Origin of the sequence: Blastomonas sp. CCH1-A6 (assembly GCF_001556365.1) — a bacterium.
In the GTDB taxonomy this organism is placed as follows: Bacteria; Pseudomonadota; Alphaproteobacteria; order Sphingomonadales; family Sphingomonadaceae; genus Blastomonas; species Blastomonas ursincola.
The window spans coordinates 1-11,152 of sequence record NZ_LSIS01000286.1; the positions used below are offsets into that span (position 1 = coordinate 1).

Sequence of the window (11,152 nt, forward strand, 5' to 3'; positions counted from 1 at the left end):
GGTAGATCGCCGCCGTGAGCCCTGCCGGTCCGCCCCCCACGATCAATGTATCGTAGCGATCCGCCGTCATGCCGCTTGCTTTTCCAGATCGCGGTAGGCCAGCAGCCGCAGCGCGTTGAACACGACCAGCAGCGTCGAGCCTTCGTGCATCGCGACTGCCGGGCCAATGCCCAAGCCCAGGATCGTGGCGGGAACGAGGAACGCGACGACGCCGAGGCTGACGAACACATTCTGCCGGATGATGCCACGGGTGTGGCGGCTCAGCCCTACCGCAAATGGCAGATGCGCGAGATCGTCGGCCATCAGCGCGACGTCGGCCGTTTCCAGCGCTACGTCCGAGCCTGCAGCACCCATCGCGATGCCGACGGTCGCGCTTGCCATCGCCGGCGCATCGTTGACCCCATCGCCGACCATCGCAACCTTGTCTTCGCCGGCAAGCCTCTTGATCGCGGCAACCTTGTCCTCCGGCATCAGGTCGCCCCATGCCTCGTCGATCCCCACATCCCTGGCGATGGCGTCGGCCACCTTCTGGTGATCGCCGGAAATCATGATCATCCGGGTGATGCCCATCTCGCGCAGACGCCGGAGCGCGACCTTGGCTGCCTCGCGAGGGGTGTCCATCAGCCCGATCGCACCGATGTCCTTATCGCCCTTGCGGACCACCATCGTCGTCCGCCCATTCTCACGCAAGGTCGCGATGGCGTCGGTCGCGGCCGCGTTCAGGGTGGGGATGCCCTCCACGCCGAACATCTCGGCCTTGCCAATCCATACCGTCTCGCCATCGACGGTCGCGATAACGCCGCGTCCGGTCAGGCTCTTGAGATCGGTCGCTTCGGGCAGCTCGCGTCCACCCAGGCGGTCGAGGCCGTCCTTCACGATCGCCTGTGCTAGCGGGTGATCGCTCAAGCCCTCGACCGCGACGGCAAGCGTCAACAGATCCTCATCGCTCGCCCCCTCGACGGGCACGACATCGGTGATGCGGGGCCGGCCTTCCGTCAGCGTCCCCGTTTTGTCGAACGCTATAGCTTTCAGCGAGCCGAGGTTTTCGAGCGGGGCGCCGCCCTTCACCAGCACGCCGCCGCGTGCGGCGCGCGCGACGCCGGACAGCACCGCGCTTGGGGTGGCGATCGCCAGCGCGCAAGGACTGGCGGCAACGAGCACCGCCATCGCACGATAGAAGCTGTCGCGGAACGGCTCGTCGACCACCACCCACGCGAACAACAGAATGAACGACAGGGCCAGGACCGCCGGCACGAAGACGCGCTCGAACCGATCGGTGAACCGCTGCGTCGGCGACTTCTGCGTCTCCGCTTCGCTCACCATCTTCACGACCTTGGCAAGCGCGCTTTCGTTGGAGCGCCGTGTCACCTCGATCTCGATCGCGGCAACGCCGTTGATTGTGCCGGCGAACACCCGTGATGTCGCATCGACCGCATCTGGCTTCGCGCGCGCTGCCTCGACATCGGCGACTGGTTCCTTGTCGACCGGGATGCTCTCTCCGGTCACGGGGGCCTGGTTGATCGCGCTCGACCCCTTGATGACGAAGCCATCGGCGGGTAAGCGTTCGTTCGGGCGCACGATCACAACGTCGCCGACCACCAGCTCTTCGACAGGTATTTCCGTCGTCTGTCCTTCACGGCGCACCGTTGCCTTGGCGGGCGCGAGCTCGGCCAGCGCCTCGATAGCGCGCTTGGCGCGACCCATCGCATAATGCTCGAGCGCATGGCCGAGGCTGAACAGGAACAGCAGCAGCGCGCCTTCCGCCCAGGCACCGAGTGCCGCTGCGCCAGCGGCCGCGACGAGCATCAGCGTATCGATCTCGAATTTCTTGAGCTTCAGATTGTCGATTGCCTCGCGCAGCGTGAAGAAGCCGCCGAAAACATAGGCACCGACATAGAAGGCGGTTGGCAGCCAGTCGGGCGCACCTGCAACCAACTTTTCAAGTCCGAAGCCGACCGCCAGCACTGTACCGCAGACCAGCGCGAAGATCAGCTCGGTATTGGCTCCGAGGAAATTGGCGTGCGCATGATCGTGGCCATCGCCGGGCCCATGCTTTTCTGCGCCTTCGGCGTGGCCGCCAGGCCCGTGATCGTGCCCGGCGTGGTCGTCCGCGCCATGATCGTGTCCAGCATGATCGCCGGCATGATCGGAGCCCGTCCGCTTGCCCGGCTTGACCTTGAGCTTGCCCAGCGCAGCGACGATCGCGGCCTCATCGACGCGCTCCTTGTCATATTCGACCCGGACGCTGCCCGAGGCGCTGGCGTCGGCCTGCAGCACGCCGGGCACCTGGCACAGGGTCTCGCCGACGGTGCGGGCGCGGCGTTCGTGCCCGATCCCCTCGACCTGCCATGTCGCATGGCCGTATCGCCCGCTAATATCGGCGCCCGCCGCCCGCACCATCTCACGCAGGCGCGGCAGCGGCAGCGCCGCCCCATCGAAATGGATGCAGAGCTTCGCCGGACTGTTACCATCGGCAGGCAGGACGTGCGCACGCTCGACGCCGGGTTTGGCGCTGAGGGTCGAGATGAGACGCCCGACACAGGCATCGGCCGCGTCAGGAACCTCCGGAAGCAGGACAGGAATATCGAGTTCGAGCTTGTCAGTCATGACGCCGTCTCCGCGTTGGTCTTGGTTTCTGCTCGCGCATCGCGCAGGATTTCGATGCCGCCCTTGATCGCGATAAGTGCGGTAGCCAGGCCCACCAGCAGATCGGGCCAGTTCGTTCCCAGCCAAAGGACTAGCGCCCCAGCGATCAGGATGCCGCCGTTGGAGATGAAATCGTTGAAACTGAACGTCGCCGCGGCACGCAGGTTCACGTCGGGCTGCTTGAGCTTCTGGAGCAGGCGCAGGCAGACGTAATTCACGACGCCTGCGATGGCCGACATCACCATCATCGTCGGGCCGATCGGCTCGCTGCCCTGGAAATAGCGACGGCCGACGTCGAGCAGAATGCCGCCGGCGAAGAGCAGCAGCATAACACCCGAGACGCTCGCCGCACGTGTCTTCCATTGGCGCCCGCGACTCAGCGCAACGAGGCTCAGCCCATAAACCGCAGTGTCGGAAAGGTTGTCGACGCCGTTGGCGATCAGGGCGCTCGAATCGCCAGCCAAGCCGGTGACAAAAAAACCGAACGCGATCGCCGCGTTGAGCAGCAACACGATCCAGAGCGTCCGGCGCTCGGTCGAGACATTGCCGTCCGGTTGAGCGGTCATGCCATGATTTCCTCGATCAGAAGGAGGGCAAGGAAGCCAACGAAGAACATCGCGCTGATAAGCGGCGAGTCCGGCCTCTCATGCGCTTCAACCAGCAGTTCTTCGGTGACGAGGTAGAGCAGCGCCATCAGGCCGAAGCTCAGAAAGCCGGTGATCCATACCGGCGTCATCAACGCCACCGGCTGCGCGATCAGCGCGCCGATCGGCACCAGCACCGCTAGCGCGCAAGTCAGGCCGATCGCCTTCGACTTGCGATATCGGCCTGCCAGATCGTGGGTAAGGGTTAGTGCCAGGAACAGCACCTCGAGGGTCAGCGCCGCAGCCAGCAACGTACCCGCCTTCTCGCCGGCGATGAAGGCGAGTCCGAGGACTAGGCCATCTATCGCCAGATCAAGCCCGATCGCGGCGAGCAGCGCGACCGGCCCTTTGAACCGCGTTTCCGCAGCCTTCAGAGCGAGCATCACGGTGACACCAAGCGCCCCGCCGATTAGTGTCGCGGTTGGAGAGCCGCTGTGCATCACCATCGGCAGGATCTCTGTCGCAGCTGCGGCGAACACCACGCCCGCAGCCAAATGCTGCGTGGCTGCGACAAGCTTATCGCCTGGGGTGCGCCATCCGGCGACCAGCGCGCCGATTATGATCGTAACCATGGGAATCAGGGAGAATTTGAGTGCTGCCATCGTCAGCGCCCTTCTGTGCCTGGTAGGTTGGTCACAAGCTTGTTGCCTTCCTGCACAGGACCGGACGCTTGTCCGCTTCCTCGATCTTGATTTCGTTGCCCGCGAAGGTCGCGCTCATCGTGTCGCCGACATATTGCAGGCCGGGTGCCGGCGCGGTCAGGATGATCGGCGACGCGTTAGCATCGCTGCGCAGTTCGAGCGCCAATCCCTCGTTCTTGAAGTCGACTAGGAGCGGCCGATCGTCGTCGCACCGATATGGGTGGCGACCGAGGATTCCGCTAGCGTCTCCGCTGTCCACGGCGTGGATTTCCTGTTCGGTCGGTGGTGCCTTACGAGGCTGTTCAGAACAGCTTGACGACGCCAGCACGACGCACACGCCAGCGATACCAATCCGCAATCGCGCCGTGGGTGCTTCTGGCAAAATCCCAATCAACCAAGCCATTGGGCAGCTCCGACGACACTGGCGATCATGACCATGATGCCGAACAGGATCAGCTTCTCAGGGCGCTGATCGGCGACGTAGAGTATGTGTGCAGCAACCTGCCAAGGAGCCTGCAGCGGGACGCTCCAAGATCCCGACGCGATCCGGACCAGCTCGGCGGGATATCGCGAGGCGCGTTTCAGCGGATGAGTGAAGTGCAATGTCAGGAAAGTGGTTAGGCTGAGAACAACCCAGATGTGGTAAAGATCATCGCCGACTGCGGCACCTGGCGCTCCGGTCCCCCAGAGGCTTGCAGCGGCAGCGGTCCCGAACGCTTCTCCGCGATATTTCAATACGGCGCCGCCGCCGATAAAGCCGACGCTGGTGATTAATCCTTCAAGCAGGCGTTCTTGATCGGGCAAAATGCGTCCGAGAATGGCGACACCAATGAGCAGAAACCCGCAAATGGCGATGGCGACCGGCGGAAAAGTTCGGTAGCCGACGCTGCGGCCGTCCTTCTCCCGGTCCGAGTCAACCGAAAGTACCAGCTTATACGCCATCGCGAGATTGACCACATGGGAAAGGGTTCCCCACCACGGCGGCAGCTTCATCATACCACCGATCCGTCGGCCTGGTCGTTTGCCACCTGGTCCGCTGAACCGAGAGAGGCGAGCACCCTCCTACAAGCCATACTGGGACTGCCAGGACGTTTGAGCGTGATCCTATCTCCCCCTGAGATCGACACCTGGAGATTAGGGCCGACGTAAATCCGCCCGTTAGCCGGCGAGGTCAGTCTTATCGGAGTAGCATTCGGCTTTGTCTTTATGTCGAGGGTCAGGCCATCTCCGAGGAAATCGACATCAAGGCGTGAACCATCAGGACAGGCGTAAAAATGTTCACCAATTACATCGGGCAGTTCGCGATCACGAGACGCTTCGGTCTCCCTTTTGCTGGTAGATGGAGAGCAACCGAGCAGGCCCGGCGACAAGACAAGCCCGGTCGCGAGGATGATCCCGCGAACAGGGCCGCTCCGGAGGTGCCGAGCCGTTATCTCCCGGTATTTCCATGAGCTATCGCCATGGGCGCTAGAGGGGGGGCGCCCATGGCGTGGGCCGTTCTCACACGGGCACCCAAAGGACTCGTTGTGCGGCGGCCGATCCATAACAGTTCAGTCGAACAGTTCGCTCAGAAAGCCCTTGCGACGACCCTTATGGCCCCGCTCGTAGCCGTGCTTTCCGCTATCATCGCCATGGCCGCGACTCTCGGACATTCCGAGACGACTGCCGCTCAATGGCCGGGCGATGCCGTCACTGGCACTGCGCTCGATGATCTTGTCGAGTTCGCCCCGATCGAGCCAAACCCCGCGGCATTGCGGGCAATAGTCAATCTCGATGCCCTGACGCTCGCTCATGACGAGATCGACGCGGCATGTCGGGCACAGCAGCCCTTGGGAGGGACGGCTATCTACCATAATAAATTCCTGTGTTGGAAATGTTGGCCCGTCAGTCGTTCGCGGCACCGCGAGGACGCGGTGGTTTGATGGGCCGCCGACGATTGCGGTTGGACTGCCCTGGCAATCTCGATTGCCGGCGCAGGAGAGCAAGAAAGGCCGCATCCTGTTGCCGCATTGTCCGAAGCAGACCTTTGCGCATCATGATGCCGACCAAGCCGCCGATGATTCCCCGACATTCGATCGAGTGATGAACGCAGACGCCATTCGCGATCTGCTCGATCTCGTAGCGTTCGTCGAAGGTGAAGAAGCCCCTTACCCCCATCTGCCACCCGATGAGCTGCGGCTTGGTCAGGCGGTTTATGACCACTTGCGTGGTCATCTTCCGGCCGCTTTTGAAAAGGCAGCACGTGACGTCCATTTCGGCACCGAGTTCGGCATCGGCCGCGATGCTGTAGATGGGGTGCCATCGTGCGAACCCCCTCAGATCGGAGATCAGCGACCAGACCCGGAGCGCTGAAATGTTGAAATCGAAGCTGGTCTCTGCCTTCATGGCTGCCTGTCCTGTCGGGCCGCGACGCGGCCAAAGCTAAGGCCGTAGAACGGCGGCCTTCTTGCCGACCAAAGGAGGGGGTGCGGGGAGCTGGCGAGGCGCCAGGAGCTTGGACGGTGGGTGCCGAGCCGAGATTCATCCGCTCAGGCCTTCCAGCGTCTTACTTGCCTTGCCACCGATCACCTCGACGGCTTCGAGCGTCATCAGCCCAATGTCGGGTACATCGCTCAGGGCGGCGACGAACGCGCGCAGTGCGTCCTCGAAATCTACGATTTCTATAACCACCGCACGATCGCTCTCGAGCACATGGCGGCGATGTACGTGCGCGGAGGCCCCGAACCCGATCAGCGCCTCAAGCACCGTGAGACCCGCCATCTTTCGATCCCGCGCCAGCGAAGCGACATATTCGAAGACCTTCCGATCGCCGATGTAAGCCGCTTCATCCGTGTAGATCCGCAGCAGTTTCCAGGCCGTTTCTCCCATCATGCTTCTCCTTTCAGGGGGGCGGGTTCCTCACCATGCGGAGCGGTCGCCTTTTGTTCATTTTGAAGTTTGGTCCGCCCGAGGATCACCTTCGCGATCGCTGGCAGCACCAACAGCGTCAGGATGGTGGCGGCGACGAGACCGCCGATCACGGTAACGGCGAGCGGCTTTTGAACCTCCGCGCCGGTGCCGGTTGCGAGCGCCATAGGCACGAAACCGATCGCGGGCACGAACCCCGTCATGATCACTGCCCGCATCTTCTCTGCCATGCCGTTGCGGATCGCTTCCACCACGGGCATCCCGTTTTCGCTGTTCTCCCGGATCGCGGACATCACCACGAGGCCGTTCAGCACAGCCACGCCGGCAAGGCAGATAAACCCTACAGCGGCCGACACCGAGAAGTTGATGCCAGTCAGCAACAGGGTAAATACGCCGCCCGCGAGCCCTAGAGGAACCGCCAAGAATACCGCCGCCGCCCGGCCGAAGCTACCCAGTGCCATGTAGAGCAGCCCGAAGATGACCAGAAAGCACAACGGCACCACGATTGATAGCCGTTTTGATGCTGCGGCAAGGTTCTCGAATTGACCACCCCATTCAAGATAGTAGCCCGCCGGCAGCTTCACCTGTGCGATCTTCGCCTGCGCCTCCTGAACGAAAGAACCGGCATCACGTCCACCGAGATTGACCTGGACGACCACGCGACGCTTTCCGTTCTCACGACTGATCTGATTCAGCCCTTCGGTAAGCCGGATCTGCGCGACCTGTGCCAGCGGCACTTGGCCGCGCGGCCTCCCTTCCACCTCCGGGAGCAGCACCGGCATCGAGCGGATGTCGTCGAGATTGGCTCTGGTTGCCTGAGGAACGCGCACGGTGACGTCGAAACGCCGGTCGCCCTCGTACACCAGCCCCGACTCACGCCCGCCGAGCCCTGCCGCAACCGTATCTGCAACGTCGCGGACGGTAAGGCCGAGGCGCGCGATCGCGGCGCGGTCGAGCCTTACGTCGAGCGCCGGCGCGCCACCGACTTGTTCGGCCTTGACGCTAGCCGCTCCAGGTATGGTCTGGAGTACGCGGACCATCTCATTGGCGGTCAGCGCCATCTTGTCGAGATCATCGCCATAGAGCTTGATCGCCACATCGCCGCGAACACCCGCGATCAGCTCGTTAAATCGTAGTTGGATCGGCTGACTGACCTCGTAAAGATTACCAAGAAGACCGCCGGTAGCCTTCTCAATCTTTGCGACCACGTCGGCTTTGGTCGTACCTTCCGCCCACTGGTCCTTCTCTTTTAAAATAACGAAGCCATCCGAAACATTCGGCGGCATCGGATCGCTTGCAACTTCCGCTGTGCCTGTTTTGGAGAACATTAAGGCAACTTCCGGAATTTTGATTACCGCCTCCTCGACTTTGCGTTCCATTGCCAGCGACTGATCAAGGCTGACCGAAGGCACTCGTGTCGATGCGAAGGCGAGATTCTTCTCGTCTAACTGGGGAATGAATTCCGAGCCTAACATCCCAAACGCGGGTATGGCCGCCATGAAAAAGGCCAGTCCGCCGAGAATGAATGGCCACGGACGCGCAATCGCCTGATCCAGTAAAGGCAGGTAGCGTTCCTTAGACTTGCGGATCAGCCATACGTCCTTCTCCGCGACCTTGCCACGGATCAGGATTGCAACTAGCGCTGGTACCAGCGTGATTGCGAGTACGAACGCGGCCGCCAGCGCGAGCATGATCGTGATCGCCATCGGCGAGAACGTCTTGCCCTCCGTGCCCGTAAAGGTGAGCAGCGGTGCGAACGCGAGCAGGATGATCGCTTGGCCGAAGACGGTCGGCTTGATCATCTCCTGCGACGCCCGCATCGTCTCCTCCAGTCGTTCGCGGAGCGAAAGCAGTCTGCCTTCATGTTCCTGCCGGTGCGCCAGTCTGGCGAGGCAGTTTTCGATGATGATGACCGCGCCATCGACGATCAGACCGAAGTCGAGTGCTCCCAGGCTCATCAGGTTGCCGGGCACATTAAACGCGTTCATCCCCATTGCCATCATCAGGAACGAAAACGGGATGACCAGCACTGCAATCACTGCTGCGCGCCAGTTGCCGAGCAGCAGGAACAGAGCCACGGCAACAAGGATCGCGCCTTCGGTCAGATTGCGCTGGACCGTGGCCACCGTTGCGCCGACCAATTCAGCGCGGTTCAACACCACCTTGACCTGGACGCCGGGCGGCAGTGTTTTTGCAATCTGATCGAGCTTGGACGAGGCCTCCGTGGCAACAACCCGGCTGTTCTGACCGATCAACATCAGCACCGTGCCGATGACCGCTTCCTCGCCGTTCATGCTACCTGCACCCGTTCGCAGGTCGCCACCAACGCGAACATTGGCGAGCTGGCCTATCGTGATTGGAGTGCCTCCACGCGTCGCCGCGACAGCATTGCTGATCTCATCGACGGTACGCACGCGGGAATCGACGCGCACTAGGTACGCTTCACCACCGCGGTTATAGTAATTGGCGCCCACAGCAAGATTTGCGTTCTCAAGGGCCTGGCCAAGTTCACTGTAAGAAATCCCGAAACTGGCGAGCTTCGTTGGATCTGGTTCAACCACGAACGTTTTCGCATAGCCACCAATGGAGTCGACGCCGGCAACGCCTTTCACCGAGCGAAGCTGTGGGCCGATAATCCAATCTTGGACAGTTCGCAGATAGCTCGCCTTGGCCACCGCGTCCGTTAGTCGTTCGCCTTCGGGCGTCAGATAGCTGCCATCAGGCTGCCACCCTGGTTGGCCTGCGACTTTTTTGGCGCCCTTTCCGTCGGGATTGGCATAACCCACCGTGTACATTACGATCTCACCGAGACCAGTCGAGACTGGGCCGACTTGTGGCTGTACACCCTCTGGCAAATTTTCGGTTGCCTGACGCAGACGCTCACCAACCTGCTGACGCGCGAAGTAGAGGTCGGTGCTGTCGGTAAAGATCGCACTGACCTGGCTGAAACCATTGCGCGAGATCGAGCGTGTGGTTTCGAGACCTGGTATGCCCGCTAGAGCGATTTCGACGGGATAGGTAACAAGCTTCTCGATTTCGACCGGCGACAAACGCGGGTCAATCGTGTTTATCTGAACCTGTTTGGTGGTGATATCTGGCACGGCATCAATTGGTAGCTTCGTAAGCTGCCAGAGGCCGAGGCCGCCGATGACTAGAAAAAGGGCGAGTACCGTCCAACGCATGCGGACGGAGAGCGCCATGAGATTTGCGATCATGGTCTATTCTTCCTCGCCCGCGCCCTTGCCGAGTTCGGCCTTGAGCAGAAATGCGTTTTTGGTTGCGACTTGGCTGCCTGCCGCGAGACCCTTCAGGATCTCGACCCGGCCATTGCTGCGTTGTCCGATCGTGATGCTCTGAGCCTTGAAGCCCTGCGCGGTCCGCACGAACACGATGTCTCGCCCCTCGAGCGTCTGCACCGCATCCTCCGGCACCACGATCGCATTGCTGGTCGTGCCGCCCCCGCTCGGTAAGAGCCGTACCCGCACTCCGAGGCCAGGCTGAAGGCTGCCCGAAACGTCGAGGACCGCGGTCGCCGAGCGCGTGTCGTTGGCTAGCCCGGGTGTGACGGCGCGTACGCGCCCCTCCACCGTCCGCCCATCGGGCAGCTCGATGATTGCTCGATCGCCCGGAGAGAGACGTTGTGCGTCGGTCGGACCGACCGCCGCCTCTATTTGAATCTTTGACGCATCGGCGACGCGCATCAGCTCAGTTTCGGGCTGAACGTAGGCGCCCAGGCTGACATTTTCCGACGTGACGCGACCCGTAATTGGGCTGGACACGAGCACACCGCGACCGTCCGATGTCACACGCGCAGCCCCTGCCGCCACGCTGGCGCGGCGCGCCTCGGCAGCGGCGGAGGCGGCTTCCGCCTCCGCCTGTTCCAGATCGACCCGCGCCGAGACCTTTTGGCGGAATAGGTATTGCTCGCGGGCGAGCGCCTTTTGCGCAAGCGTCAACTTGGCAGCCGCAGCGGTGCGATCGGCGGCAAACTGCGCCGCATCCCGGCTTTCGACAACGGCAAGCGTTTCGCCGGCACGTACCGGATCACCGAGCCGCTTCAGTAGCCGAGTTACCGCGCCGGCCGCGCGGGCAGTGACGATTGCTTCTCCTTGCGGCGACGCGCTCACCGTCGCCTGCGCAACGATCTCCGAGCCAAGCCCACCTAGGTTGATGGTCTCGGTAGCAATGCCGGCTTGCTGGACCGCCTGCGCGGTCATAGTCACTGTATCAGGGACCTTATCCTCCTCCACAGGTGCCGTAGCAGCGCCGTTTGCCGCTTCCGTCGCGGCGGGTTCGTCTTCGGTCCAGCGTGCG

10 protein-coding genes are annotated in these 11,152 nt (G+C 62.3%); all 10 read right to left on the minus strand.

The window, feature by feature from the left end:
• Positions 1 to 66: 66 nt before the first annotated feature.
• Positions 67 to 2,607 carry a heavy metal translocating P-type ATPase gene (locus tag AX735_RS13670; RefSeq protein ID WP_066281240.1) on the minus strand — a complete coding sequence of 847 codons (2,541 nt, stop codon included), beginning with the start codon at positions 2,605 to 2,607 and terminating at the stop codon, positions 67 to 69.
• Positions 2,604 to 3,212: a cation diffusion facilitator family transporter gene (locus AX735_RS13675; protein ID WP_066281243.1), complete on the minus strand. Its 609-nt coding sequence runs from the start codon at positions 3,210 to 3,212 to the stop codon at positions 2,604 to 2,606. The genes AX735_RS13670 and AX735_RS13675 overlap by 4 nt, the downstream gene beginning before the upstream one ends.
• Entirely contained in the window at positions 3,209 to 3,892 is a 684-nt protein-coding gene (locus AX735_RS13680) for a transporter (RefSeq protein ID WP_066281249.1), read from the minus strand. Before AX735_RS13680 ends, AX735_RS13675 begins: the two co-directional genes overlap by 4 nt.
• Positions 3,893 to 3,923: 31 nt before the next feature.
• On the minus strand, positions 3,924 to 4,334 hold the full coding sequence (locus tag AX735_RS13685) for a hypothetical protein (protein ID WP_082751100.1): 411 nt from the start codon (positions 4,332 to 4,334) through the stop codon (positions 3,924 to 3,926).
• On the minus strand, positions 4,322 to 4,927 hold the full coding sequence (locus AX735_RS13690; RefSeq protein WP_446471817.1) for an MgtC/SapB family protein: 606 nt from the start codon (positions 4,925 to 4,927) through the stop codon (positions 4,322 to 4,324). Before AX735_RS13690 ends, AX735_RS13685 begins: the two co-directional genes overlap by 13 nt.
• Before the next feature lie 554 nt (positions 4,928 to 5,481).
• Positions 5,482 to 5,784, minus strand: coding sequence for a zf-TFIIB domain-containing protein (locus AX735_RS13695; RefSeq protein ID WP_082751101.1), 303 nt, complete (start codon positions 5,782 to 5,784; stop codon positions 5,482 to 5,484).
• Positions 5,785 to 5,815: 31 nt separating this feature from the next.
• On the minus strand, positions 5,816 to 6,316 hold the full coding sequence (locus AX735_RS13700) for an SRPBCC family protein (protein ID WP_066281263.1): 501 nt from the start codon (positions 6,314 to 6,316) through the stop codon (positions 5,816 to 5,818).
• Between the two features lie 135 nt (positions 6,317 to 6,451).
• Positions 6,452 to 6,799 (minus strand): DUF190 domain-containing protein, encoded by a 348-nt coding sequence (locus AX735_RS13705; protein WP_066281266.1) that lies wholly within the window; start codon positions 6,797 to 6,799, stop codon positions 6,452 to 6,454.
• A complete protein-coding gene (locus AX735_RS13710) occupies positions 6,799 to 10,053 on the minus strand; it encodes a CusA/CzcA family heavy metal efflux RND transporter (RefSeq protein ID WP_156447508.1) in 3,255 nt (1,084 codons plus the stop codon). The genes AX735_RS13705 and AX735_RS13710 overlap by 1 nt, the downstream gene beginning before the upstream one ends.
• A 3-nt stretch (positions 10,054 to 10,056) precedes the next feature.
• Positions 10,057 to 11,152 (minus strand): efflux RND transporter periplasmic adaptor subunit (locus AX735_RS13715; protein ID WP_066281268.1); only part of this gene is annotated, 1,096 nt, incomplete at its 5' end.

Excerpts from the sequence above, each read along its gene's own strand:
- AX735_RS13695 (WP_082751101.1), bottom strand. The coding sequence starts at position 5,784 with ATGGTAGATAGCCGTCCCTCCCAAGGGCTGCTGTGCCCGACATGCCGC.
- AX735_RS13685 (WP_082751100.1), bottom strand. The coding sequence starts at position 4,334 with ATGGCTTGGTTGATTGGGATTTTGCCAGAAGCACCCACGGCGCGATTG.
- AX735_RS13705 (WP_066281266.1), bottom strand. The coding sequence starts at position 6,799 with ATGGGAGAAACGGCCTGGAAACTGCTGCGGATCTACACGGATGAAGCG.
- AX735_RS13675 (WP_066281243.1), bottom strand. The coding sequence starts at position 3,212 with ATGACCGCTCAACCGGACGGCAATGTCTCGACCGAGCGCCGGACGCTC.
- AX735_RS13690 (WP_446471817.1), bottom strand. The coding sequence starts at position 4,927 with ATGATGAAGCTGCCGCCGTGGTGGGGAACCCTTTCCCATGTGGTCAAT.
- AX735_RS13700 (WP_066281263.1), bottom strand. The coding sequence starts at position 6,316 with ATGAAGGCAGAGACCAGCTTCGATTTCAACATTTCAGCGCTCCGGGTC.
- AX735_RS13670 (WP_066281240.1), bottom strand. The coding sequence starts at position 2,607 with ATGACTGACAAGCTCGAACTCGATATTCCTGTCCTGCTTCCGGAGGTT.
- AX735_RS13710 (WP_156447508.1), bottom strand. The coding sequence starts at position 10,053 with ATGATCGCAAATCTCATGGCGCTCTCCGTCCGCATGCGTTGGACGGTA.
- AX735_RS13680 (WP_066281249.1), bottom strand. The coding sequence starts at position 3,892 with ATGGCAGCACTCAAATTCTCCCTGATTCCCATGGTTACGATCATAATC.